The 26,869-nt window shown below is 66.1% G+C and carries 16 protein-coding genes; 2 read left to right on the forward strand and 14 right to left on the reverse strand.

Annotated features, from left to right (window positions below):
• Window positions 1-196: 196 nt before the first annotated feature.
• From NHL60_RS14025 to NHL60_RS14090, 14 genes are all read right to left on the reverse strand, one after another.
• The gene (locus NHL60_RS14025; protein ID WP_253444604.1) at window positions 197-2,758 is read right to left on the reverse strand and encodes a glycosyltransferase; all 2,562 of its coding nucleotides are present in this window, start codon (window positions 2,756-2,758) and stop codon (window positions 197-199) included.
• Window positions 2,755-3,792: a glycosyltransferase family 4 protein gene (locus NHL60_RS14030; RefSeq protein ID WP_253444607.1), complete on the reverse strand. Its 1,038-nt coding sequence runs from the start codon at window positions 3,790-3,792 to the stop codon at window positions 2,755-2,757. The genes NHL60_RS14025 and NHL60_RS14030 overlap by 4 nt, the downstream gene beginning before the upstream one ends.
• On the reverse strand, window positions 3,789-5,309 hold the full coding sequence (locus tag NHL60_RS14035; RefSeq protein ID WP_253444610.1) for a methyltransferase domain-containing protein: 1,521 nt from the start codon (window positions 5,307-5,309) through the stop codon (window positions 3,789-3,791). The genes NHL60_RS14030 and NHL60_RS14035 overlap by 4 nt, the downstream gene beginning before the upstream one ends.
• Complete coding sequence (locus NHL60_RS14040) at window positions 5,306-6,556, reverse strand: ABC transporter ATP-binding protein (protein ID WP_253444613.1); 1,251 nt, start codon at window positions 6,554-6,556, stop codon at window positions 5,306-5,308. Before NHL60_RS14040 ends, NHL60_RS14035 begins: the two co-directional genes overlap by 4 nt.
• Window positions 6,557-6,568: 12 nt before the next feature.
• Entirely contained in the window at window positions 6,569-7,387 is an 819-nt protein-coding gene (locus NHL60_RS14045) for an ABC transporter permease (protein WP_253444615.1), read from the reverse strand.
• Window positions 7,384-10,383 carry a glycosyltransferase gene (locus tag NHL60_RS14050; protein WP_253444618.1) on the reverse strand — a complete coding sequence of 1,000 codons (3,000 nt, stop codon included), beginning with the start codon at window positions 10,381-10,383 and terminating at the stop codon, window positions 7,384-7,386. Before NHL60_RS14050 ends, NHL60_RS14045 begins: the two co-directional genes overlap by 4 nt.
• Entirely contained in the window at window positions 10,380-10,628 is a 249-nt protein-coding gene (locus tag NHL60_RS14055; RefSeq protein ID WP_253444622.1) for a hypothetical protein, read from the reverse strand. The genes NHL60_RS14050 and NHL60_RS14055 overlap by 4 nt, the downstream gene beginning before the upstream one ends.
• A gap of 14 nt (window positions 10,629-10,642) precedes the next feature.
• Window positions 10,643-11,809 (reverse strand): glycosyltransferase, encoded by a 1,167-nt coding sequence (locus NHL60_RS14060; RefSeq protein WP_253444625.1) that lies wholly within the window; start codon window positions 11,807-11,809, stop codon window positions 10,643-10,645.
• Window positions 11,796-13,271, reverse strand: coding sequence for a mannose-1-phosphate guanylyltransferase/mannose-6-phosphate isomerase (locus NHL60_RS14065; protein WP_253444629.1), 1,476 nt, complete (start codon window positions 13,269-13,271; stop codon window positions 11,796-11,798). The genes NHL60_RS14060 and NHL60_RS14065 overlap by 14 nt, the downstream gene beginning before the upstream one ends.
• 116 nt (window positions 13,272-13,387) lie before the next feature.
• Entirely contained in the window at window positions 13,388-14,779 is a 1,392-nt protein-coding gene (locus tag NHL60_RS14070; protein ID WP_253444631.1) for an undecaprenyl-phosphate glucose phosphotransferase, read from the reverse strand.
• A gap of 14 nt (window positions 14,780-14,793) precedes the next feature.
• Complete coding sequence (locus tag NHL60_RS14075; protein WP_253444633.1) at window positions 14,794-16,287, reverse strand: TolC family outer membrane protein; 1,494 nt, start codon at window positions 16,285-16,287, stop codon at window positions 14,794-14,796.
• Window positions 16,288-16,292: 5 nt separating this feature from the next.
• Window positions 16,293-17,687 carry an HlyD family type I secretion periplasmic adaptor subunit gene (locus NHL60_RS14080; protein ID WP_253444636.1) on the reverse strand — a complete coding sequence of 465 codons (1,395 nt, stop codon included), beginning with the start codon at window positions 17,685-17,687 and terminating at the stop codon, window positions 16,293-16,295.
• The gene (locus tag NHL60_RS14085; RefSeq protein WP_253444638.1) at window positions 17,687-19,468 is read right to left on the reverse strand and encodes a type I secretion system permease/ATPase; all 1,782 of its coding nucleotides are present in this window, start codon (window positions 19,466-19,468) and stop codon (window positions 17,687-17,689) included. Before NHL60_RS14085 ends, NHL60_RS14080 begins: the two co-directional genes overlap by 1 nt.
• 130 nt (window positions 19,469-19,598) lie before the next feature.
• Window positions 19,599-21,941 (reverse strand): 5'-nucleotidase C-terminal domain-containing protein, encoded by a 2,343-nt coding sequence (locus NHL60_RS14090; RefSeq protein ID WP_253444641.1) that lies wholly within the window; start codon window positions 21,939-21,941, stop codon window positions 19,599-19,601.
• Here NHL60_RS14090 and NHL60_RS14095 point away from each other — a divergent pair.
• Together NHL60_RS14095 and NHL60_RS14100 are read left to right on the forward strand one after the other, a co-directional pair.
• Window positions 21,940-22,107 (forward strand): hypothetical protein, encoded by a 168-nt coding sequence (locus NHL60_RS14095; protein ID WP_253444644.1) that lies wholly within the window; start codon window positions 21,940-21,942, stop codon window positions 22,105-22,107. The genes NHL60_RS14090 and NHL60_RS14095 overlap by 2 nt on opposite strands.
• Before the next feature lie 14 nt (window positions 22,108-22,121).
• Window positions 22,122-26,789 (forward strand): ExeM/NucH family extracellular endonuclease, encoded by a 4,668-nt coding sequence (locus NHL60_RS14100; protein ID WP_253444647.1) that lies wholly within the window; start codon window positions 22,122-22,124, stop codon window positions 26,787-26,789.
• Window positions 26,790-26,869: the final 80 nt, after the last annotated feature.

Consider the following 26,869-nt stretch of genomic DNA (forward strand, 5'->3'; position numbering starts at 1 on the left):
TCGTCCTTCCTTGTAGGTATTGTGGCGCTGTGCAGCTTTCCATTTCCTGCACCGCCACCCCCCTCGTCACCGACGAGCAATGTCAGATAATGTAAAAGCCATGTCTCTGGCAAGTCAATGGCATTGAACTAATGCCTGATGCCAGAGTGACCTTATTGGGACCTCCCGCGAGCCGCATGACACATATCACACGGCACTAGGCATCTGAAAACAGCGTGCGGGAACATGCCTGCATGCTAGCTCCGCCCTCGCTGGAGTGCAAGCGGTGAATCCGAGCGGCCTCACCCAGGCGCGGCGCAATGCGGTGCCAGGCGTAGGCGTCCTGGGTCAGCTGCCGAGCCCGCGCCACTCGGGCCTCTTGCGCCGGCCGCGGCGTCGCCAGCAGGCGTTCTAGAGCCGCGGCCAACCGGTCCAGCTCGGCCAGCCAAAGATGACGTTCGTCAAAGTCGAAGCCGCGGTTGCCGAAGGGGGTCGTCAGGACAGGTACGCCGCTCGCCGTGTAGTCCAACATCTTGAGATTGCTGCCCGAACCGGAGCCCATCGGGTTGAGCGCCACGTCGACGCTAGCCAACAGCGCACCAAGCTCGGCATCTGTTACCGTGCCCATCAGCCGCAGGTTGGGCGGCAGGTCAATATCGGCAAGATCGGGATGCAGACAGAGGCTGCCGACGACAAGAAAGTCCACCGCCGGGCAGGCCGGCGCCAGGCGCTCCATGATCAGACGGGCGGCCTCCAGATTGGGGCCGTGCCAGCTGCCGATGAACAATGCCGTGGGGCGCTGCTGCCCCAGGCTGGCCTGCCAGCGCCGCCTCAACGCCATATCCACGAAGGGCAGACGCTGGATATCGGCGCCGTTGGGCACCACGATGCCGCGCCGTGGGTCCAGCCCGTAGTGCGAAGTAAAGCTCGCCAGGTCCGCCTCGGTGCAGGCCGACACCCAGGCGCCGGCGCAGCAGGCCAGCCTTTCTACCTCTTCCACCTGCCTGAGAGCGGCGCGTGCCTCGGGCAGGTTCTGTCGCAGCGCCTGGGCCAGGATATCGCGCTTGAGCAGGGCCTCGACGTTATGCGACTCGTAGCCCCAGGGTACGTCCAGATGCTCATGCAGCGCCCCGGCCAGGTAGGGGTGGGCCGCCACGCCCATGGTGGCCTCGCTCGCATAGTGCTTGAGCCGCTCGACAAAGCGGGTATTGAGGCGCCAGCCCTCGATGGCGGCGATATCCTCGACCGGCACGCCAAGTGCCTTTTCCAGCGCCTCGAGCCGCTGCTGCTGCGCCTCGCTAAGCGGAACACGATGCTCCACCAGGCCCGGCGCGATTTCGCGGCGGCACTCCTCGCTGCCGACCGGCGCCAGCACCAGCAGGGTCACGCGGCGCCCCGGCTCGGCGGCCAGGTGGCGGTAGAGGTGAAACATGCGGTTCTGGCCGCCTCCCATGGGGGGATAGACGCTGTAGGTGTTGAGCACCAGCCAGTGCTCGCCGGCGCCCAGCCCGGTCACCTGTGCGGGGCACTGGGGACGGGCGTCGGCCGCGGGTGCCTCCAGCAGCGCCGCCACGGTGCTCGGCCAGTTCACGTGGGCGACGCTGCGGCGCGCGGCGGCGGCCATGGCAAGCGCACTCTCGGGCGCCCGCCCCAGCGCCTCGATCACCTCGGCCAGGGCGGCCGGCTCCGGGGGCACGCACCAGCCATTCTCACCGTGGCGCACGAACTCGGTCACGCCACCGGCGTCGTTGCAGGTGATCACCGGCTTGCCGGCGCTCATGGCCTCGATGGTAATCAGGCCGTAGTCCTCCTGGTAGGGAAGAAAGGGCACCGCCAGGGCGTGGCGATACTGCTCTGCCACCTGGCTGTCGCGCAAAAACCCCAGGAAGCGAATGCGCGGGTCACCGGCGGCCAGCTGCCTGAGCGCTTCTTCCTCCGGGCCCGTACCGGCAATGCGCAGCTCCAGGTCGGCGCGGCTGGCCATGAAGGCACGCACCAGAAGCTCGATGCGCTTGGGGCCGTCCAGCCGGCTGACGGTAAACAGGTAGGGGGGCGTCGCTGCGGCAGGCGCGGGCTCTACAGGCGGCAGGTCCGAGGGGTGGTGGATGACCTTGACGGCCTCACCCCGAGGAAAGTAGTGGGCGCGCCGCGTGACGGTCTGTGAAATGGCGGCATAGCGGCGAATGGCGCCCGGTGCCATGGCGATCGCGTCCAGGTGATGAATCACCGCCCGCGTCAGCGGCCCAGGGAAGGCCAGCAGGGCGTCGCGGCTGGCCGCGGGCAGCCAGCGGCTCTGCTGCAGCGCCTCCAGGGTGGCGAAGAGCTCCGGCAGCTGAGCGCGCTCGGGCGCGGTGGCAAGCAGCTTCTGCAGGCGGCGCAGCTGCGGATGGCGCCGCCAGCGCCCCATGGCCTGCCGGCCCGCCGGCGTGGGCCAGGCAGCAGCGCTGAAGGGGTCGTGGGCGGCCAGCTCCGGCCAGGGATAGGTGTCGTAGAGCCCCCGCAGCGGATGCTGCAGATAGAGCCGGTGGTTGGGGTGTGACACCATCCAGGCCGGATACTTGGTGCTGATCACACAGTCGAAGTGGCTCAGGTCCAGCTCGCTGAAGCGACGATAGCTGCTCAGCAGCTCACCCAGACTGCGCTCGGGCGACGGCAGCTTGATCAGCTCCACCTGGTGGTCGGTCAGCTGATTGAGGTGATGCAGGAGCCCCCACCAGAGCTTTTCGGCACCGCCTACCGTGAAGGGGACGCTGCTGGGCGCCACCAGCGCGATCTTCATGGTACCGACTCCCCCAGCAGGCGGGCCACCACCTGATCCCAGCTGATGTTGGCGCGGTGGTAGCCTTCCAGGCCGGCGCGCCCCATCTCGGCAGCACGCCGACGGTCGCGCCACACCTCATCGATGGCGGCCGCCACGGCCTGAGGCTCCGGCTCCACCACCCAGCCGGTCTCGGCGTCGCGCACAAACTCCAGCGGACCGCCGCTGTCGCGACAGGTGATGACCGGCTTGGCGGCCAGCATCGCCTCGAGGGTCACGTAGCCGTAGTCCTCGTCGAAGGGGCCATAGAAGACCGCGGTGGCGTTGGCATACCAGGCCAACTTCTCCTCTTCGCTGATGCGCCCGATCAGCCGCACGCGATCACTCAGGCCATGCTGCTCGACCAGCGCCTGATAGCGCTGCCGCTGGCCGCCCTCGCCGGCGATCACCAGGCGCGCCGGCGTCTGCAGGTAACGCGCTGCCTCGATCAGCAGATCCTGGCGCTTGAGGCTCTCCAGGCGGCTGGGGTAGAAGATATAGCCCCAGTCTTCATAGCAGCGAAAGCGCTCGGCGTCATGCGGCGGGTGATAGAGCGGCTGCGCCTGCAGGCCGTTGAAGCGCTCGAGCCGCTCGGCCACGCGCCGGGAGTTGGCCAGCAGCCGAGTGGCACTGGGCAGATGGCGGTCGTCGAAGGCCTGAACGGCATCGCGCAGGCGCTGCTGGGCCGGCGAGGCCTGCTGCGGGGAGTAGAGCTCGTAGCAGGCGCGATGCTGGTGCATCACCCAGACGGTATGGTCTGGGTGTTTCAGCCCCCAGGCGGGAAACTGCAGGCTGATGGCGCGGTCGATCTCGACCCCGTTGGGCGCGGCCATATCGAGGGTCTCGACGTAGGCCATCAGGCGTTCGATGTCCTTCTCCGGGCCGAAGCGAAACGGCAGGCGCATCAGCTCGACCTCGTGGCCGCGGTCGCGCAGGGCCTGGGCAACGCCATGAATATGGTAGTCGGCGCCACCGTGAATGAAGGGCACCTGAGTGGCACTGAGCAGGATTCTCACGGCTGCGGCTCCTCGAGCGACGCGGCGACTTCTGCCTGCGCCGGCCGAACCGCCACCAGCGCATAGTCCTGAGGGCCGCACAGATGTCCGTTGACGCGCTCGGTCAGCGGGTCGCTGCCGGGCACCTTGGCGCTCTCCGGGTAGGGGTTGAAGCGCAGCACTTCCAGCCCCCGAAACCCGTGAAACTCCAGCAGGAAGCTCAGCGAGGTGGGCGTCAGCGGATTGCGGTGGGTGGGGTCGTGGTAGAAGGTGTGGCTGCCTACCAGCACGTTCTCGGGATTGGGCGTTTCGATGATCAGCACGCCACCCGGCGCCAGCACGCGACCGGCCTCTGCCACGGTGGCATAGAGCACGTCGAAGGGCAGGTGCTCGGCGATATGAAAGGCACTGATCAGGGCGTGACTGCCGTCAGGCTGCGCCTTGAGCACCTCGAGCAGGTCATCTTCCACGACCTCCAGGCCCTGGGCCCGGCAGTGCGCCGCCATGGTCGCGTTGAGATCGACGCCGTGGGCCTTGAAGCCGTGCTCTTCCAGCAGCTGCAGCCACTCACCCCGCCCGCAGCCCAGGTCGAGGGCGCGCTCACCGCAGGCGCGCGCCTGATGCAGCTGGGGCAGATAGCGCTGGAGGTTTTCGCGCACCTGCGCCTCATCGCCACGAAAGATCGCCTCGAAGGCGAGGTAGTAGTCGTCGAGCTGCTGCTGGCTCGCCGCCGGGCGGCGCTGCGCTCCCAGGGACTCGAGCTTGTGCAGCAGGGGCTCGAGCGCGTCTTCGTCGGGGAGGAGTGCGTGCAGGGCCTCGACCAGCGGCTCGCGGGACTGGGCCAACCGCTCCAGCTGCCGCGCCTGCTCTTGCAGGCCGCGCTCCTGACTGCGTGAACGCTGCTCCAGCTTGGCACTGTGGTGCGCCTGGCGCTGCAGTTCGGCATCCAGCATCAGCAGGATATCGTAGATCCGCTGCTCCTGGCTCTCCAGGCGGCGAGAGAGCGACCGCAGCCGCTCGCGCCGCCTGAGCTCCGGCATCCAGCGGCGCTCCAGCCACCGGTACCAGCGCTGTACGCTCCCCTGCAGCCAGCGCCCCGGCGGCCCCAGCCGCCGCTGCAGGCGCAGCGGCAGCGTCAGCCGCTGAAAGTCGCGCAGGTAAAGCTGGCCGGCGGCCAGCCGTTGGCGGCACTCCGCGGTGCAGAGCAGCTCGGCCAGCACATGGCAGCGCCCCACCTCGGGCAGCGCCTCGAGGTAGTGCCGCCTGCCCTCCTCGTCCGGCTCTCTGCCCAGCAGCACGGCATAGGCGCGCTGCAGAAACTGTTCGTCAGGCTGGCTGGGCAGCAGCAGCGCTTCCAGCTCGGGGGCGGTATCGTCGTCGATCTCAATGGGCAAATCGCCGCCATCCCGCAGCTCTCCCAGCCGCTGCCGGTAGGCAAGCGGCACGGGCTGAGGGGGCTCCTGATACTCGCCGGCATGGCGCGCGGCAGCCCGAATTCGGCCGATCAGGCCGTCAATATCGTCAAAGCGGTGAGTCATGAAGACAGTTCCGGTTGGGCGTGCCGAGTATCCCCGCCGCTGGCGCCCCCTTCGCGGGGCAGTAGTTCCAGGTTCAGCGGTAGCCGGCATGCACCTGAGAAGAGGTGTCCCTTGAAGCCTGCCACGTCAAACTGCAGGTAGCTGTCGCACCACCAGTAGCACTGGTCGAGGTGGTGCTCGCGGCTGTGCAGCGCCACCGTGACCGTGTATTTGCCCGGGGCGATATCCGCCCGCAGCGACAGCCTGACGCAGCAGGGCTGCTCGGGCTCCAGCTCAATCGCCTGCCCGAGCTGGTAGCTGTTGACGCCGAAAATATCCTGCCCGAAGCGATCTCGGATCATGATGCCCAGCGTCACCTCTTCGAGGGGCCGATGAGCCAGCAGATCAAGCTCGATATCCACCAGCTCACCGCTGGACACCGTATCGCTGGCGCTTTCGTGGCCGCGCACGCGGCCCTTGAGCACTTCCACTTCGCGCGTGCCATAGGCCTGGTGGTCGCGCGCCAGATGGCGCCCTTCCTCCTCTTCGGCCTGCCTGGCCATGATGCGGTTGTAGTGGTTCACGGCTTTTTCGGCGTCGCCGTCGAAGACGATACCGCCATCCTCCAGCACCATGACCCTGTCGCACAAGACCTTGACGGCGTTAAGGTCGTGGGAGACAAACAGGATCGAGCCTCCGCCCTCCTTGAACTCGCGGATCCGCTTCATGCACTTCTGCTGGAAGTAGCCATCGCCCACAGACAGCGCCTCATCCACGAGAAAGCAGCGGGGATCGGCGTGAATGGCGATGGAGAATCCCAGGCGCATGACCATGCCGGATGAATAGGTGCGCAGGGGTTCGTCGATATAGTCACCCAGTTCGGAGAAGTCGATGATCGCGTCTCGACGCGCCTCGATCTCCTCGTGAGTCATGCCCAGCATCAGAGCGTTGGCGGTAATATTCTGCCGCCCGGTCAGCTCCATGTTGAAGCCGGTCCCCAGCTCCAGCAGGCCGGTGACGCGCCCGTCAATGCGGATAGCACCGCTGTCGGGCACCAGCACGCCGGTCAGCAGCTTGAGCAGCGTCGATTTGCCAGCTCCATTGCGGCCCACCACGCCGAGCACCTCGCCCGGCGCCACGCGAAAACTGATATCTCTGAGCGCATGGTAGCTGGAGTGGCGGGTTCGGCCGGTTACGGCTTCCAGCAGCCGGTCGCCGGGGCGCTGAAACAGCTTGAAGGTCTTGTTCAGCCCCTCTATCTCGATCATCGCCTCGTTCTCCTAGATGCAGTCGCGCAGGTCGCGCTCGGTACGCCGCAGCAGCCATAGCGCCGACGCCAGCAGCAAAAGCGTCAGCGCTGCCACGCCGGCCAGGCCGTAGGGCCCCGGCAGGGTGTGGTACATGATCAGATCCCGATAGGCATCCACCAGCTGATAGATGGGGTTGAAACGCATCAGTTCCATGGCGCCGTCCGGCAGGATATCGCTGACGTAGACGATCGGCGTGGTCCAGAACAGCACCGGCAGCAGCACCGCCACGGCCTCACGAATATCCTTGAGGTAGACGGCCAGGATGGCCAGCAGCAGCCCCAGCGCGTAGGTGAAGGCCAGCTGCAGGGCAAAGACCAGGGGCACCGCCAGCCACCAGGCGCTGAAGGGAAAGCCGATCAGCAGCAGAAAGACAGCGAAGAACAGCATGCTGATGGCATAGATCACCGACTCGGCAATCAGCACCGAGACAGGCAGCGCCTTGAGCGATACCTTGACCTTGGTGATCAGGTGGGCCCGTTCGATAAACAGGTTGGTGATGGTGCTGAGCCCCTTGGCAAAGGCGGTCCAGGCGAGCATGCCGCAGATCAGATAGATGCTGTAGGTGTACTGGTCGATCTCGGCGCCAAAGCCCTCCAGGCGCGCGCCCATGATCTTGGAGAACACCAGCACGAACACCAGGATGTTGATCAGCGGCCCGATCAGCGTCCAGGCCTTGCCGATCACGGAGCCCTTGTGGCGGTCGACCAGGTCCTCACGGGCCAGGTGCCAGAGCAGTGGCAACTGATTGCGCCATCCGGCCAGACGAGGTGACAACGAGGCCAGGGTCATGACAGCGCTCCTTGTTCATTGGCGCCAGGGGCACTTTCATTGGCACCAGGGGCACTGGGGGCAGGCTCACTGGTACCAGGGCCACCGGGATCGGACTGGCGGCGACAGTCGTTCGAGCCGGGGTCAGCTGGGCTTGCGTCGAGCGGGCTGATGGAGGCCTGGGGCCGGGGCAGATCGGCGAGAATCGGCGCCAGCCAGGCGTCGGCGCTCTGTGCCCAGGTGAGGCACGGCAGTGCCCGAGAGTCGGGCAGGCTGCCGCCCTGCCAGCTCAGGTACCAGGCCTGCAGTTCGCCGGCCAGCTGCTCGGCGCTCTCGGCGTGGAAGTAGCAGGCATGCTCGCCGGCCACTTCACGAAATACCGGAATGTCTCGCGCCAGGATCGGAATACCGCGGTGAGCCGCTTCGATCAGCGGCAGGCCAAAGCCCTCACCGAGGGAGGCTGCCAGCAGGGCATCGCTGTCTGCGTAAAGACGCGACAGCATGGCATCGCTGGCACCCTCCACCCAGTGCAGGCGCTGCCCGGCCATGGGGTGGTGGCGCAGCTGGCCGGCAAGCTTGTCCACGTTCCAGCCCTGTTTGCCCACAATGACCAGATTGAGCGGCAGCTGTCGTTCCCAGCAGCGCTCCAGGGCATCCAGTACCTGACGATGCCCCTTGCGCGGCTCCAGGGTGCCGACCATCAGCAGCGTCGCGCCGCCCGCCTGATCGATCACTTGAAGCTGCGCCTGCTCCTCCTCGCTGGGCGACGCGGCGTCGGCCTGCTCCGCAAAATCGGCGCCCAGATGAAAGTGCCTGACCCAGGGAGACCGGGGCAGCGCAAGGCGGCTCAGCTCCTGGCGCACATCGTCTGCCACCGTCGCCGACACGCAGGTGATGCCGTCGGCCAGCTCGGCGATGGCGTTGAACCAGGCCTGCATGCGCGCCGGAATATCCTCCGGGAAGCAGTGCGGGAGACGCAGCGGCAGCAGGTCATGCACGGTGAAGTAGCAGCGCACGCCCCGCGCGCGCATCCGCTTGAGCGCGTGGCCGGCCTGCTCCAGCAGCGGCGGCGCCCACTCGACGCTGACGTAGATATCACCGGGGCGCGCCTCGCAGGGGCGGTCCGGCGCCGGCGGTTCGATGCCCAGCTGCTCGCTGGCAAAGCCCCGGGCAAGGTGAAAGTCGTCACCGCCCCAGCGCACCAGCTCGACGCGCCAGCCCTGCGGAGGATGGCGCAGCAGCTGGTCTGCCAGCCTTCGAGTGACCCGTTCGATCCCGGTCTTCAGGTCGTGCCAGGCAATGGTGCTCACATCGAAGAGGATGCGCGGGGCCGCCGCAGGGGCCGTGGTGTCGAGCTCGCACAGGCCGCCCGTGACCTCCAGCAAGGCTCCTTCATCGAGGCGCCGCAGCGCGCTCAGACCGGCCAGGCGGTCGAGCCAGCGTTCGTGCCTCTCTCGCCGCGTACGGCCGCTGAAGGATTCGATAGCGTCACGGTACTGCTTGGCCACCTGCACCGGGTCCAGCTGGCGCGCCACGTGGCAGCGCGCCTGCTCACCCAGGGTATGGCGCCTTTCGTCGCTCGCTACCAGCGCCTCCAGCGCCTTCCCTAGCTGCTCGGCGCAAAACCGGTCCGGCAGCATCACCAGCGCCTCCTCCGGCAGTTCGGCGCTGCTGCCGTGGGCATTGGCCACCACCGCCAGACCGTGCGCCATGGCGTCCAGAATAGCGCCGGAGGTCTCTCCCCGGGAGTCCTGGCGCAGCTGCACTGCCACATCCGCGGCGCGTAGCCAGCGCAGGTAGTCGCTGCGGGATACATAGCCCGTGACTCTCACTTGCCGGCCAGCCGGATGCGCGCGCAGGCGGCGTTCCAACGCCTGGCCGAAATCCCCGGCGTGCTGGGCGCCGACCAGGGCGAGTATGACCTCGCGCTCCCCCCAGTCGCCTGCCAGGAATGCCTCCACCAGCTGGTCGCTCATCTTCTTGGGGTTGATGCCACCGAAACTGGCGATCACGCAGGCATCCTCGCTGAGCTGCAGCTCACGGCGCGCCCGGGCACGGCGCTCGTCGTCCAACTCGGGCAGCGCGCGAAGGTGCGGAATGATGGCGGGCGCCTCTTGCCAGGCGTCAGGACGCCAGCGTCGGTCCAGCTCGCTGGCAAACCGTGAGTGCATGATCAGTCCCGCCGCCTCGTGGGTCACAAAGCCGTTGACCGGGTACTCTTCGGGGCCCCTGCTGCCCCCGCCATGCCCCCCGGCTTCCAGCGCCAGCACGGCTGGGAAGCCGTGTTCGTGGAAGAGCTGACGACGCAACCCGTCCGGCCAGTTGCCACACTCCTGCTGCCACCAGACGGCGTCGAAGAGAAACACATCGTGCAGCACCACGACGCCCGGGCAGCGCTGCAGCAGCGGGAACTGATAGGAGTGAAACATGGAGTTGCCGACCTGATAGAGCACACGATCAAAGCCTGAATAGGCCTCGATGAACTGCGCCGGCGACATGACCGCGTGCGTTCCGACAAGGTCGGGGGCGATGTCGGGCTGGTCGACGACCAGCGTGATCTCGTAGTGCGCTGCCAGATAGGGCAGCAGCTCGGCGCTGTAGTCCGCAATGCCGGTTGCCTCGGGGGGCAGAGGCGCCACGAAGGCCAGCCGCGGCGGCGAGTGAGGCGGACACGCTTCATCCTGCGGCACGCTGTCCAGATGCGCCCAGCGCGGAGTCTGACCGGCATGCCCTATCCAGTGCAGCTGTTCGGCGCCCAGGCCATCGGCCAGGCGCTGCGGTACCAGCTCCCAGAGCTGGCGATCGACCCGAGCCAGATGCTCCTGGGCCGGCGCGGGAATATGCAGAATACGCTGCTCCTCCAACCGCCCCGCCAGCCGCCGCCTGACCTCGATGGCATCATCGTCGTCAAAGCCGATCAGCAGGAGCCCGGCCTCGGGCGCAAGGGCCTCCAGCCAGCCATCGCCCTCCGCCAGAGGGCGCCCACCGGGGTTGTCCACAACGTTCAGACGCTTCATGCCTCTCGCTCCCAGCGCTGTTGCAGGTCATCGAGCAGGCGCTTTTGGTACTCACCGCGGCCGTCGAAGTCGTTAACGGGCTGTGCTTCGCCGGCGCGCCATGCACCACCGTACATGAGGCGCAGTACCAGCCCGCGCAGGCGCGGAGCGCGCGCGAGCGTTCGTTGCCCGAGGAGCTTGAGGCGCGGCGAACGTGCCAGCCTCATCAGCGTGCGTGAAAGCAGACGGCGCGCTGTGCTAGTCATGGAACGACTCCAGATCAGGAAAGTGATGAGGTCAAAAGGCTCTGCCAACGAGACCAGAATTGTTCTGTCGAGAAGCGCTCGGCCTGACGGCGACACGCCTGAGGGTCAATGGCCAGCGTCTCGAACGCGTCAAGGCCGGCGCGCAGCGAATCGGCGCATTGATCGGCGAAGAACAGGCCGGTGGCCGCATCGCCGTGTTCGGGTCCCAGCACGGTTTCCAGAGCCCCGCCTCGCCCCAGCGCCAGCACGGGCGTGCCTACGGCCTGCGCCTCCAACGGCATGATGCCGAAGTCCTCATCGGCGGCGAAGACAAACCCGCGCGCCTGCGTCATCAGCCGACGCAGCACATCCCGGGGCTGGTAGCCGAGGATCTCGATGTTCTCCGCACCGGCGGCCAGCGCCTCCAGCCTGCCCCGCTCGGGGCCATCCCCCACCACTCGCAGCCGCTTGTTCGGCATGTCGCGAAACGCTTCCACCACGATATCCAGGCGCTTATAGGGCACCAGCCGCGAAGCCGCCAGATAGAAGTCATCGCGCGGTGACGGGTCAAAGGGAAAAGCGTCGAGGTCAACGGGCGGGTGTATCACACTCGACTCGCGGCGGTAGTAGCGCCGGATGCGCCCGGCGACGTTGGCAGAGTTGGCCACGAAGTGGTCGACCCCCGCGGCAGTGGCCGCATCCCAACGGCGCAGGCGCTCCAGCATGCGCTCGGCACACCAGCTCAGCGGTGCCGGGTAGCGGGCGTCGCGCAGGTAGTCATCGCGCATCTCCCAGGCGTAGCGCATCGGCGTATGGCAGTAGCAGAGGTGCCGCTGCCCCGAGTGGGTCACGACCCCCTTGGCCACCGCATGGCTCGACGAAATGACCAGATCGAAGCGGCTCAGGTCGAAGCGCGCCATCACCTTTGGCATGACCGGGAGGTAATAGCGGTAGTGGTCGCGTATTCTCGGCAGTCGCTGCAGCCAGCTGGTGTGCACCACGTGCTCGGCCAGGCGACCTCGCTCCTCCTGCGGCATGGCGTATACCGTGGTAAAGACTTCGGCATGCGGGAAAGCCTGCAGGAGCGCGTCCAGCACCTTTTCCGCGCCGCCGGACACCACCAACCAATCGTGGATGATCGCCACCCGGTAGCCCTTGCTTAGTGCCTGAAGCCCGGCTAGCGGTGCATTAATGATCGCCATGGAGAGAGGGCTTGGTGGGCTCGGTGCCGGAGCGCCCATAGGCGTCATCGAAACGGACAATATCGTCCTCGCCAAGGTAGTCGCCGGTCTGCACTTCTATCAGGCGCAGGGGGATGAGGCCAGGGTTCTCGAGTCTGTGTACCGTGCCCTGGGGAATATAGGTGGACTCATCCTCGCCAAGCAGAAAGCTTTTCAGGTTGGCGACCTCGCCATAGCCTTCGCCCAGCGTGACCTTGGCCGTACCGGCCACCACGACCCAGTGCTCGGAGCGATGATGGTGCATCTGAAGGGAGAGCTGCGCGCCCGGCTTGACCACGATCTGCTTGACCTGAAAACCCGTATCACTGGCCACACTGCGGTAGTGCCCCCAGGGGCGGTAGACACAGCGATGCATCTGAGGCTCGGAGCGCTTGCCCGCCTTGAGGATGTCGACCACCTCACGAGTCTTCTGCGCATGACTCTGGTGCGCCACCAGCACCGCATCGTCGGTTTCGACGATGACCAGATCCTGCACGCCCAGCGCCGCCACCAGCCGTGACTCGCTGCGCACCAGACAGTTGCTCGTATCGGCAAGGAGCACGTCGCCGTGGGTGGCGTTGCCGTCGGCCTCGGCGTCGGCGTGTAGCGCATGGACAGCATCCCAGGAGCCGATATCGCTCCACCCCGGGCTCATGGGCACCACGGCGGCACTCTGAGTGCGCTCCATCACCGCGTAGTCGATGGAGATATCGGGACAGCTGGCAAAGCGCTCGGCATCGATACGCATGAAGTCAAGATCAACGGCGCGCCCTTCGAACGCGGCCTCGCAGGCGAACAGCACATCAGGCGCATGCCGGGAGAGCTCTTCCAGGTAGTGCCGAGCGCGCATTAGGAAAATCCCGCTGTTCCAGAGATATTCACCGCTGGCAAGATACTGCGCGGCAAGACCGGCATCGGGCTTCTCGACAAAGGCGGCGACGCGATGCCCCGAGCCTAGCGGCGCCCCGCAGCGGATATAGCCATAGCCCGTATGGGCATGGGTCGGCTCGATCCCGAAGGTAACCAGCTGCCCGGCGTCGATCAGCGCCAGCCCCTGGTTCACGGCTGATGCAAAGGCACTGCCATCGCGAATGACATGATCCGCCGGCATGGCAAGCAGCACCGGGTCTTCATGCTGCCCAAGCGCCGCCATTGCGGCCAGGGCCAGAGCCGGCGCCGTGTTGCGCCCGATCGGCTCCAGCAGAATACCGGTGGGGGAGACACCAATCGAGAGCAGCTGATCTGCCACCAGGAAACGGTGCTGATCATTGCAGATGACCAGCGGTGGCGCACAGCCAGGCAGGTGCGCAAGGCGCTGAACCGTCTCCTGCAGCAGGCTCTCTTCCGACGAGCTAAGGCGCTGAAATTGCTTGGGAAACTGCTCGCGAGAAACGGGCCATAGGCGGGAGCCCGAGCCACCTGAAAGGATGATGGGCAAGAGCATGATGTCCTCCATGGAAAAGATGTCTCTGGCGTTCCCCGCGCCTGAGCGATGGCTTGTAGATCCGGGCTGAGAGAATAACACTTCCTGACACTCTGAGCAGCCGCAGCATAGCCGCCCTAAGGCTGACGGTTGATAAAGCCCCGGGGCACCGTCATGGCCAGTATCTTGAGGTCAAAGCCCAGCGACCAGTTGTCGATGTAGTAGAGGTCGTATTCCACGCGCTTGCGCATCAGCGCCACGTCCTCGGTGATGCCGCGCAGGCCGTTGACCTGGGCCCAGCCGGTCATGCCGGGCTTGACGCGATGGCGCTGCATGTAGGCCTCGATCTCATCCTTGTAGTACTCGTTGTGGTCCATGGCATGGGGGCGGGGCCCCACCAGCGACATGCGCCCCTGCAAGACATTATAGAGCTGCGGCAGCTCGTCGAGGCTGGTGCGGCGCAGAAAGGCGCCCAGCGGGGTGACCCGCGGGTCACCGGGCCTGGCCTGAGGGGTACCCTCGGCACGATGCACCGCCATGGTTCGAAACTTGTAGATACGAAAGCGCTTGCCATCCAGCCCGTGGCGATGCTGCTTGAAGAGCACCGGTGAGCCCATCCGCCAGCGCACCAGCAGGGCGATCAGCAGCATCACAGGCAGAAAGGTGAGAAAGAGTACCAGCCCCAGCAGGCGATCCTCGAGCATCTTGATCAGCCGTCGCGGCCCGTCTAGCGGTGAGCGATTGAGGTCCAGGGAGAACATGTCGGCCACCTGAGTGACGCGATGGTTGAGCAGCCGCACATCCGAGAGATCGGGAAAATAGCGCACATCCACCGGCACCATGGTCAACGCCGAGGCCAGCTGCTTGACTCGCTCACCGTGGGCCAGGGGGTAGGTCAACCACACCTCGTCGAAGTCGCGCTGAAAAACACTTTCCTGAGCCAGCGCCTCTACCCTTGCCAGCAGCTCGCCCTCCTGCCCGGCGCCCTCCTCACGGGCGTCGACCAGGGTCTGGCCCAGCCGATAGCCGAGAAAGGGCATGTCGACCAGACGGCGCTGAATACGCTGAATGTTGCCTGGTGCGCCAATCAGCAGCACCCGCTTGTGGTTGCGGCCGCGTGCGCGCAGGGCGCGCAGCGCCACATAGAGGCACCCCCGCACCAGCAGGCCTGCCACCAGCACGCCGCCGGCGGCGGAAGCCATCCAGAGCCGCGAAAAGATAGTGGCGCTCTGGGTCACCACCAGAAACAGGCTCAGCAGGCCTATGGTCAACGCCCAGCCCGCCGTGTAGACGCCGAGCATGGTGAACAGACTGCGCCCTCGCCAGGGCTGATAGAGGCCCAGCAGCTCGCCACATGCCGGCAGCAACAGGCTGCCAAACAGGATCAGCAGAGGATACTCGATGCCCGAGACCTGCTCGATGCCCGGCATCAGCGCCAGCAAGGCGAAGGCGCAAGCCGCCGCAGTGGCCGCATCGAAGCTGCGCATGCCGCGGCGCAGCCAGTCACTGCTGGTACTTTTCGGGCGCATCCCTGACCCCTATGTCAGTTCGCGGGGCGAGTGATGCGATCCAACAGGTCCATGGTCGCCTCCAGGTCGTCATCCCCCAGGGCACCCACTGCAGCCTGTAGCGCCAGGCGGTCGAGCAGGTAGCGGCCCAGAGTCTCGACGTACTGGATGCGCTGGTCGTAGAGGCTGGCGCGCGCATCCAGCACGTCGACCAGGTCGCGCAGCCCCAGCTGTTCGCCACGCTCGGCGGCGGACAGGAACAGCTGGCTGGACTCGATGGCCTGCTGGAGTGCCTCCAGGCGCCGCACGCTGCCGTTCAGGCCGCGCAGGCGCCGGCGTACCTCCTGGGCTGCCAGGTTACGCTGATGCTCGACGCCCTCCTGCGATGCCCGAGTGCGCAGCTCCCCCTGGCGCACGCTGGCCGCCGTATAGCCGCCCCGGTAGAGCGGCATGGTCACTTCGACGCTGGCGGTGTAGTCCTCGCTGGTGCGGAGCTGGTCGTCGCTGTCGCGATCCGAGTAGCTCAGGTTGAGGTTCACCTCGGGATAGAAGCCTCCGCGGCGCACCCGGGTATCGCTGGCAGCCACCTGACGCTCTGCTTCGGCGTGAAGCACATGCAGGTTGCGCGCCGTGCGCTTAAGCCAAGCCGACTCATCTCCCCAGTCGCGCTGCAGCGCTGCCTCGGAGAGATCGCCAAGCGCGAAGCCGAGAAAGTCGGGGAACTCACCGGTCAGGCGCTCGAGCTCACTCAAGGCGTCGTCCAGCTGGTTTTCTGCCTGCACCGCATCGGCCATGGCCTGATCGAAGCGGGACTGCGCCTCGAGCAGGTTGATGCGGTCGCCCACACCCAGGTCATAGGCGCGACGCGCCTGACGCACCTGCAGCTCCAGAGCCTGCTGCTGAGTCTCCAGCAGCCCCAGGGTGCGGGAAGCAAGATAGGCATTGACATAGGCCTCGCTGACCTGCAGCGACAGGTCCTGCTCCAGCAGCGCGAGGTCAAGCTCGGACTGGCCGATCTGGGCCGCAGCCCGCTCCATGCCGCGCCAGCGCTCCAGGCTGAAGAGCGGCTGCTGGACGCTAAGGCGCCAGAAGGTTTCGTCGAATTCACCGGGGCGCTGCGAGGGCTGGTCCAGCCCGAAGCCCTCTGGATCTGTCTGCACATTGGTGGAGTCCTGCCAAAGGTAGCCGCCGCTGGCGGTCACCTGGGGCAGCAGCTGGGAGCGCGCCATGGGCCGCTCCTCTCGCGTGGCCTCGAGCTCGAAGCGCTGACGCGAGAGTTGAGCATCATGCTCGAAGGCGCGTCGCACCAGGCCAGGCAGCGAGGGCAGACCGGCGGCGGCGGGGCCGCTGGCCTCGGGCGCCACCTCGTCCAGGGCTTCCAGCGCCTCGAGCGCCCGAGGGTCGGCCGGCACGTCCTCGGCAAGCGCCAAGGGCGACCCGGCACTGCCCAGGGCAAGCGCCAGCGCGCCTACCACCCACCAGGCCGGCCGCTGCCGCCGACGGTAAAGAGCGAGACCTTTGCGGGGCACGTCCATCAATCCTCCCTGATCGCACGCGAAAGCATGTCGGTGATCGGCTTGGCAATATAGCTGGCAAAGGTGCGCTCGCCGGTGCGGATCATCACCTCGGCCGGCATACCGGAGAGCAGCTGCATCTGCTCGGTCATCTTGTCGCGTCCCTCGTCGGTTACGCGAACCCGTGCGCGGTAGTAGCGCTGGCCGGTGGCTTCGTCCTCGAAGCTGTCGGCGCTAACGTAGATGATTTCGCCGGGGATCTCGTTGGTCAGCCGCTGGTTGAAGGCGGAAAAGCGAATGTTGGCGCCTTGCCCGATGAAGATATGGTCGATATCGCGATTGGGCACCCGCGCCTCCACCACGAAGCCATCGCTCGACGGCACGATATCCATGACGGTGTCGCCACCGCGTATGACCGCACCGACACTGTGAACCTGACGATCCACCACGCTGCCTGACACCGGCGCTACGATCACGGTGCGCCGTACCCGGTCGCTCAGGGAGGTGATCTGCTCCTCGGCTTCGGCAATCTGGCTCTGGGCCTGGCGCAGCTGCTCACCCACCTCGGACTGAAACTCCTGCTGGCGCACCTCGCGCTGCAGGCGGTTCTCGCTGATCTGCGAGCGCAGTCTCGAGATCTCCGCACGGTGCTGAGCATTTTCGCCTTCGAACTGCAGCACCTGGCGTTCCAGCTCGCGCAGGCGCTGATTGTCACCCAGGCCTTCCCGGAACAGCGAGCGGAAATCCTCGGCCTCGCTGCGCAGCGAGGCGATGCGTCGCGTGTTGACGTTAACCAGCTGCTCGAGCCCTGCAATCTGCTCGCGCATCTGCTGGCTCTGCTCGTCCAGAGACTCCAGGGCACCGCGCAGGGACTCACGGCGCGCCACGAACAGGCTCTGCTGCACGGCCATGACCTGCTGCACGCGCGGGCTGTCGCTCTCCAGCAACTCCTGGGGGAACGAGAGGGCGTCGCCCCCCTCCTGCTCGGCCAGCAGGCGAACCTCCATGGCACGGTTGATCAGATACTGGGAGCGAGCAATTTCAAGCTGGGAGCGGGCCTGGGTGTCACTGAGCACGATCAGCGGCTGCCCCGCCTCCACGTGCTCGCCGTCCTCCACCAAGATCTCGCTGACGATGCCGCCCTCGAGGTGCTGCACGCTGCGCTTGAAGGACTCCGTGGAAACGTTACCCGGCGCGACTACGGCCACCGCCAGCGACGCCGTCAGGGCCCAGGTGCCAAAGCCCCCGAAGGCCAGCAGCAGAATCAGCATCCCCAGCCGCTTGTACCCCTTGTCGCTGGTGGGCAGCTTCTCGGCATACTCGCCCTCCAGAGTGTGCGACGCCGGTGTAATGTCGATCTCTTCCCGCCGAGTAACCTCTCGGCTGGAAGGGGCTGACTTGTCGCTATCGGCCATTACTTCTGCTCCTCGGAATGTCCACTGCCTGCCGGCCCCTCGGGGCGGCCGCCCTGCACCGCGGCCAGACGCGCGTTAGACGCCTGATTCACCTGGCGCTGGGGCTTCTTGGCAAACTGTGCCAGTACCTGATCGCGGGGACCGAACATGCTGACCTGACCCTCCTTCATCACCAGCAGCTTGTCCATGTTCTTGAGCACGCTGGTGCGATGGCTGATGACAAAGAGCGTAACGCCCTCGGCCTTGAGCTGCTGGATGGCCGCCGACAGCGCACGTTCGCCGGCCTCATCCAGGTTGGAGTTGGGCTCGTCGAGCACCACCAGCACCGGGTCACCATAGAGCGCTCGGGCCAGGCCGATGCGTTGCCGCTGGCCGCCGGAGAGCGCCCCGCTGGTGGAAGAGATATAGGTGTCATAGCCGTTGGGCAGGTCGAGAATCATCTCGTGCACTCCCGCCTTCTGGGCCGCCTTGACGACCTTCTCGGCATTGACCTCGCCAAAGCGGGCGATGTTCTCGCTGATGGTGCCGTCGAAGAGCTCGATATCCTGGGGCAGGTAGCCGATATGGGGCCCCAGCTCGTCACGGTTCCACTGGGTAATATCGGCGCCGTCCAGGCGCACGGCACCCACCTGGGCCGGCCAGATGCCCAGCAGCACCCGGGCCAGGGTCGACTTGCCGGCGGCGCTGGGGCCGATGATGCCCACATGCTCGCCGGCAGGCACGGCAAAGTTGATGCCGCGAATGGTAGCCATGCGCACGCCGGGCGGCGCCGCGGCAACGGTTTCCACCGCGAACTCACCCCTGGGCCGCGGCAGCGACATGCGGCGCTGTTCGGCGGGAATCTGGGCCAGCAGGTCGTTCAGGCGGTCATAGGCCCCGCGGGCCCCCACGAAGCCTTTCCAGCCGCCGATCATCTGATCGATAGGTGCCAGGGCACGCCCCATGATGATGGAGCCGGCAATCATCATGCCCGGCGTCATCTCGGCCTGCAGTACCAGGTAGGCGCCCAGGCCCAGGATCATCGACTGGAACAGCAGGCGCAGAATCTTGGAGGCGTTGGTCAGGGCGCCGGCGCGGTCACTGGCCTGGGACTGCTTGGCCAGGAAGTGGTGGTGCTTCTCGGCCCAGCGGCCCATGATGCCGGGCAGCATGCCCATGGCGTGCAGCACCTCGGCGTTGCGCAGGTTGGAGTTGGCGAGGTCCTGCGCCTTGATGTGCTCGCTGTTGGCCTCGGCCAGCAGCCCCTTGGTGGCACGCTCGTTGGCGATGGCAAGTACTAGCAGGATGATGCCGGCACAGGTGGCGAAGATGCCCAGCCAGGGGTGGAAGAGGAAGAGCACGCCAAGATAGACCGGAACCCAGGGGGCATCGAAGAAGGCGAACAGGCCGTTGCCGGTCAGAAACTGGCGCACGTTGGTCAGGTCGTTGAGCGGCTGGGCGCTCTGCTGCCCCTGGCTGACCACGCTGCGTCGGAACATGGCACCGTAGAGGCGCGCATTGATCGTGGTGTCAAGCCGGTTGCCGACCCGCACCAGCATACGCGAGCGCACCAGTTCCAGCCCGCCCATTACCATGAACAGAAAGACCACCACCAGGGTAAGCATCAGCAACGTTTCAGAGCTTTGCGTGGTGAGCACCCGGTCATAGACCTGGAGCATGTACATGGGCGGCACCAGCATCAACAGATTGACGAACATGCTGAAGAAACCGACTGATACAAAAGACCCGCGGCATGCCTTAAGGGCACGCTGCAGGTCCGTGGCATCCTGTTGCTTTGCCATGGAGCGATTCACCGTTGGGGAAAGTACGTAGGATATAGAATCAATCGCGGGAGGATAACAGAAACCGGCTGTCTACCGATAGAGAGCCAGGCGCCCCACGCTATCGCAGCGGAACGCCCGGGAGTGAGGATCAGGCTACTAGCATCAGGCTTTCGTCGGATTCTGTGAAGCCGACCATCACTGCACCCATGCTGTCGCCTTGGGCCAGCTGCTCGATCCAGTAGTCGCGACCGGGGGCGTCCGCCTCGCGCTCCAGCACGTTGCGATACATGAGATCGACGAAGGCGTCGTCCGCGATCACCCCGTGAAGTTGCTGGAACTCCTCGGAACCGACAAAGTGCTCGGCGATGCGCTCGGTGGGCAACACCTCCTGGCGGTCCAGCCAGTAACCCAGCCCGGCGCCGTCGGCGTCGCGGTCGAAGGCGGCGTCATAGAGGCGTAACAGCACGTCGACCTCACCTTCCAGCACCGCATCATCGCGTGCCGAGAGGTTCTGGATGCGTAGGTCCTCGCTGGCCGGAGTCTCCTCCTGACGGAATGGCGTCTCGGAATGGAAGGTACCCATGTACTCGGCGAAGGCATCCTGCTCGGTGCCGGCCTCGGCGAACGTGAACATGCCATCATCCTCGAAGGTTTCGACCAGATCGACCCGCTCGAGATAGCGGCCCTCCCCCAGGGGGTAGCCATCGCCGCCGTCGGCCAGGAAGCCCAGGGTGACCACCTTGACCACTTTGTCGGGGTTGCCTATCAGGCGGCCATTCACGGCCAGCACGTCGAGCGTCTCGCCCTCATCGCCAACGATTGCAGCACTTTGTATGCGCTCTCCGGCGGGCTGCTCCCAGTCGAAGCTGTAGCGGATGCCGCCCACCTGGGCGAACTGGCCGGCGGTCACGCCCGGGGCGGCAGCGGCCACGGCATGCTCAAGCACCTCGAGCAGGGTCTCGCGGGTGACGCTGAGGATGGTGAGATCGTTGTTGAAGCGCAGCGCCGAGGCGGCATCCAGCTGCGATACGCCCCCCGCGGGCTTGCCGATGGCAGGATCCGCTGCCGGGGCCTCGAAGCGCGGTTCGCTGTCCTGACCCTCAACCACCACGCGGCCGATGGGCTCACGGATGCCACCGCCGTTCTTGAAGGAGACCAGTACCTCGTCATCTAGCTGACGGGCATACCAGAGGTTGGCATCGGCGGTCAGATTGCCCAGGTTGGTCTCCTCGGTGCGCACCGCACCGCGCTCGCCGACCAGATAGGTGTCGGTCAGCCCCAGGATATTACCGTCCTGCTCCGTTACGAAATCCGCCACCGAGGACACCAGGTCTCTCGCAATGGCACCCTTGGTGCCTTCTGCAAAGGCGCTCTCCAGGTCCCCCCATAGGGCTTCCACCTGGTCGTCGGTGGCGGCAAAAACCCCGGAAGACGCCGGATCCAGGGAGTCGACAATCAGCCGCCCTTCAGCATCGAACTCGACGATCAGTTGCCCCACATAACGCCAGCCGCCATCGGTATTGATGATAGCCACATCATTGCCGGCGGCATCCTGGGTCAGGATGGGGTAGCTCTCATAGGGCACCGGCGCCCCGGGGAAAAGGCCGCGCTCCAGATCCTCAGCGTCAGCCAGCAGGGCGTTAGAGCCACCGGCCAGCACGATATCCACCCCTTCCAGCAGGGTGGCCAGCTCCTCCTCGAACTGGATCTGTTGCAAGTGCGAGGCCAGCACGATCTTGTTGACCCCCTGGGCCTCCATCTGATCGATGATCGGCTGAACCAACTCCGCCAGCGCCTGCATGTCGTTGCTGCCACCGGCCAGCACCTGGGTGGCGCCCGGCGAGGAGATGCTCTCTAGGATCTGAGTGGTGATGCCGATGATGCCCACCAGCTCACCACCTACCTCGGAGACGATAGCCGGCGCCAGCTTGGGCGGCTGGGCACCGGCCAGCAGCGCCTCCGGCGTGGCCCGGAAGGCGTCGCGGCCGAGCAGCTCGTTGGTGGCCAGCCCCGCCAGGTTGGTGTCTCCGCTGAAATCCAGGTTGGCAGAGAGGTAGGGAAACTGCGACCCCATCCATTCAAGATCCGCCAGGGAGCCACCTGCGCCCAGCTGTGGGGCGATCATGTCGGCGACCAGACCGGTCCCCAAATCGAATTCGTGGTTACCAAGGGTGACGGCCTCGGCCTCCAGAAGGTCCATGAGCAGCGTTTCAACACGCCCCGAAGCGGCGGCGACACCGGCAAGAGTTCCGGCCGGCAGGCCGTAGACCGCCTCAGCGGCTGCCTGTATCGCCGGCTGCAGGGAACCATCAGCCGCAGCGGCGAGATAGGGTCCCGGCAGCACCAGGTCACCGGAGCTGAGAAAGAGGCTATTGGCCTCCTGCTCCTCCAGATAGTCGACAAGGGCGACAAAGTTGGGGGCATTCAGCAGGTCACCGCCACCCCCTTCCATATCGGCGGCGTGCAGCAATTGCAGTCGGAAATTGCTCATGTGGGTCTCCAAGGCATATGGGGTTGGCGCTCTCACCGTGCCCCTATCAGATGACGTGGATATGACAGCTTTGCAGAAGTTCGAACAACTTCACCGCATGGAATTTCATCCAAGCGTCAAGATAGCGAAACATCAGGATGAAACGATGCATGCCCACATCTTCTGATACGAGACCCCGAGATGCCCTTCGACGCCGCCTTGACGACGCTTTATCGCGACCTGCTGCTGCGCGACCCCGACACCGCTGGATTCGATTACTGGCTGGCGGCCCTTGAGGGCGGCAGCCGTTCACTAGAGGAAATAGCCAACGCTTTCCTGGCCAGCGAGGAGTACCGCAACGAGATCGAGCCGGTACTGGCCCTCTACGCCCGGGTGCTGCTGCGCCCCGCCGACCCGGAAGGCCTGCGTTACTGGGTTGAAACGCTACGCCAGGGTCGCCCCCTCGAGGAGGTCCGCGGCGCCATGCAGACCTCCACGGAGGCCACCGAGGGCGTAGCCACGTACGACGATGCCGCCTGGCTGGAAGGCGCCTATGTCAGCCTGCTGCTGCGCGAGCCGGACGCCGCGGGCTTCACCTACTGGCTGGACCAGCTGGAGGCTGGGGCTCAGCGCGCCGATGTCGCCACCGCCATCTACGCCAGCGAGGAGGCGACGGCGCTGGGCCAGTCCCGAGCCCTCGGCACCCTGCTCCTGGGCGACGACGCCACCGCCCCTTCTCTGGCGGACTATCTGACAGCGCTCCTGACCGGCTCGCCGGCACCTCAGCCGGAACCCGAGCCCGAACCGGAACCCGAGCCCGAACCGGAACCCGAACCGGAGCCCGAGCCCGAACCGAAGCCGGAGCCCGAACCGGAGCCCAAACCGGAGCCCGAACCGGAGCCCGAGCCCGAGCCCGAGCCCGAGCCCGAGCCCGAGCCCGAGCCCGAACCGGAGCCCATCAATCCTTCTTTAGGCCTTGGCGAACGCTACCACCTGGGCGCCTCTGACGCCTCGGCGGCCATCGCCATCGGCCAGCGCCTGATGCTGGTCGGCGACGACGAGGATCAGGTGCTGCGGCTATTCGATCGCGATGCCGATGGCGAACCGCTGGCCGAGTTCCCCCTTAACGCAGCCCTCGGGCTGAACGACACCCAGGAGGTCGATATCGAGGCGGTGGCCAGCCTCGGCAATACACACTACTGGCTGGGCTCCCATGAGAGCGCCCAGCGCTCGCTGCTATTCGCCACCCGCGTGACCGGCGAGCAAGGCGACACCCTGAGCATCGAGGTGGTAGGACAGTTTGCCGATCTGGCCGCCCAGCTCGAGGCCTGGGACGCCGGTAATGGGCATGACCGAGGCACCAATGCGTTGGGACTGGGTGCGGGCATCAATATCGAGGGGGCCGCCTTCGCCGGCGAAACCCTGCTGCTGGGCCTGCGCGCGCCACTAGATAGCGGAATGGCCCAGGTCATTCCGGTCACCAATGCCACGGCACTGGTGGACGGCGAGGCCGGCCAGGCCGCGTTCGGTGCGCCGCTTAGACTGGATATGGACGGCCGTGTGATCCGCTCCATCGAGCCCACCGACAAAGGCAACTTCCTGGTACTGGCAGGCCCCGAGCAGGACGGTGGCGACGCAGGGTTCGCCCTCTACCACTGGGATGGTGCCCATGCCCTGCGCGAGATCGACGGCATCGATCTGAACAGCATACCCGAGGCCCTCGGCGCCAAGCCGGAGGCCCTCTTCGACCTCCGGGCGGCCAGCGAAGGCTTTACCGCCGGCGTACTCTACGACAGTGGCACCGTCGACTGGCTGGAGGATGGCCGCGAGTCCAAGGACCTGCCCGCCGAGCAGCAGCGCTTCATCGGCGTCGATATCGAGATCCCCGAGCTGCCGGACTTTACGCCACGGCCGGGCGATATCGCCATCATCGCGGTCAAGGGCGACAACCCCGACGACTTCCAGTTCGTGGCGCTCAAGGGTATCGCCGCCGGCGCCGAGATCACCTTCACCGATTCCGGCTGGGCCGGCGACGGCTTCCGCGCCAACGAGGGTGCAGTGTCCTGGAGGGCCCCGGAGGGCGGCGTGGCTCCCGGCACGCGGATTTCGTATCTTGAGCAGGCCGAACAGTTTGCCAGTGCCAACGGCCCCGAGGTGGGCAACAACGGCTTCAATCTCTCGACCAGTGGTGATCAGGTGATCGCCTTTAGCGGCGCGGCTGAGTCGCCCACCTTCCTGTTCGCGGTGCAGACCAACAGCAGCGAGTGGCAGGAGAGTGCCACCAGTTCCAACGACTCCGGCCTGCCCGCCGGGCTAGAGGAAGGGAGAACGGCGGTGGCCGCCGGTGAGGGGCCGAACCGCGATTATGACAACGTGGCCTACGTGGGCCCGGGAAGCGGCACCGCCGAGGAATTGCTGGCGGCCATCGGTAACCCGGCCAACTGGGCCGGTGACAACAGCGCACTGCCGGCAGGGGCCACCACCGACTTTCAGATCGGTAGCATGGAGAGTGTCCATGTTCCCGGCGAGCGCGACATCGGCCTGGCGATTACCGAGATCTGGTCCGGCCAGAGTGGCCCGGACGTGACCGAGGACTGGTTCGAGATCACCAACCGTGCCGCGGCCCCCCTCGATCTCACCGCGACGGCACTCTTCTACGATGACGATAGCGCCGACCCCCAGGATGCCGTGGAGATCCAGGGCCTGACGGAGCTGGCGCCTGGCGAATCGGCCATCGTGATCGTCGACGGCGGCCCCGAGGCGGTAGCCGAGTTCCGCGAGGCATGGCGCGATCTGCCGGGGATCGAGTCGCTGGCTATCGGCTATGCAATGGATGCTTCAGGACTGGGCAGCGGCGGTGATGCGGTCACCCTGTGGCTGGGAGACCCGCGCATCGACGGGGACCGGGTCGCCTTCGAGGCCTATCCCGATACCGACGGCTTCGATGCGGCCGCCTGGGACGTGGACGCCCAGCGCTTCGTCACCCCTGGCGATGCTGGGGTCCTGGCCTCTACGGCTCAGGGCGGCAACGGCGGCAATGTGCCGGCGCTGGCCTCCCCCGGCACCGTCGCGCCACCGGAAACGGCGATTACCCTGATCTCGGCCATCCAGGGCTCCGGTGACGTCAGCCCCCTGGTAGACGAAACGGTCCGTGTGGAGGCCATCGTTACTATGGTGACACCGGGCCTCGACGGCTTCTTCCTGCAGGAAGAAGATGCCGACAACGATGACGACCCGAATACCTCGGAGGGGATCTTCGTCTATACGGGTAGCGGAAGCGCCGACTGGCTCGAGGCCAACCTGAGCGCTGGCGACCAGATTCGCATCGACGGCCGCGTCTCGGAGTACTACGCCAGGACCCAGCTGAGCGCCGACCGCGATAGCCTGCAGGTTCTGGAGAGTGGCCTGGCGCTGCCCAAAAGCCAGCGAATCGAGATGCCATTTGCCGACAAGGCGGGACTCGAGGCCTTCGAGGGCATGCGCGTGGCCATCGAGGCCCTGGACGGCGAACCGCTGGTGGTCACCGAGCTCTACCAGCTGGGCCGCTACGGCGAGGTCACACTCTCCTCCGGCGGCCGTCTGGAGCAGTTCACCGAGGTCAACGCCCCCGACCAGGAGGGCTATGCCACCTGGCTGGCGGACGCCGAGGGGCGCACCATCAAGATCGATGACGCCAACAGCGCCCAGAACCCCGATCCGGTGATCTATGGTCGCAATGGCCAGGAGCTCTCCGCCACAAACCCGCTACGCGGCGGTGACGAGCTGGATGTGCTGGAAGGGGTGCTCGACTTCACCTTCGGCGAGTGGAAGGTGCAGAACGTGGAGGGGCTGGACTTCCGCGGCCCCGAGCGGCCGAAAACACCGGATGCCGAAGCGCTGGGCGACCCCGGCCTGACGGTGGCTTCCTTCAACGTGCTCAACTACTTCACCACCCTGGACGAGAACGGCAATCGCACCCAGACCCCGGACGGCACTCTGCACTCGCCCCGAGGCGCCGATAACGCCGAGGAGCTGGCCCGCCAGGAAGCCAAGCTGGTGAGCGCCATCAACACCAGCGGCGCCGACGTGGTGGGCCTGATGGAAATCGAGAACAACGGCTACGGTCCAGACAGCGCCATCGCGACGCTGGTCGATGCCCTGAATGCCGCTGCGCCGGAGAGCGTTACCTGGGCCTACAGCGTGCCTGAAGATGCCGAGGGCAACGTGACCAGCCCCGGCAACGACGCCATCGCCGTGGGCATGCTTTACAACAGCGAAGCGGTCACGCCTCTGGGGGCAGCCGCTACCAGGACCGACGGTGCCTTCGCCTCAGCCAACCGCGCGCCGTTGCTACAAACCTTCGAGGAGGTCGGCAGCGGCGAGGTGTTCTCCGTGGTGGTCAACCACTTCAAGTCCAAGGGCAGCGTGGTCAACGGCGAAACGGCCATCGGTGACGGCCAGGCCAACAACAACCCGACCCGGGTGGAGGCGGCCGAGGCGCTGCTGGAGTGGCTCGCCAGCGACCCCACCGGCAGCGGCGACAGCGACGTGCTGATCATCGGAGATCTCAATGCCTATGCCATGGAAGATCCCATCACCACCCTACTCGAAGCCGGCTATACGCGACTAAACGACGACTATAGCTATGTGTTCGACGGCTTCTGGGGGTCCTTGGACCATGCCTTGGCCAGCGAGTCACTGCTGAGTCAGGTCAGCGGCACCACCACCTGGCACATCAATGCAGATGAAGCCTCGGCGCTAGACTACAACACCGACTTCACCAACGACCGTCAGGATGACAACCTCTACGCCCCGGACCCCTTCCGCAGCTCGGATCATGACCCGATACTGGTAGGTCTCAACCTGGGGGAGGAGGCCTCCCTGGCCTAGAACTCCCTGACCGAAACGACACTGCCCCGCTCAGGCGGGGCAGTGTCGTTATGGTCGGTGTGACGCCGGGCAGGCGCCGT

The organism is Halomonas sp. Y3, from assembly GCF_024137965.1.
Lineage (GTDB): Bacteria > Pseudomonadota > Gammaproteobacteria > Pseudomonadales > Halomonadaceae > Halomonas > Halomonas mongoliensis.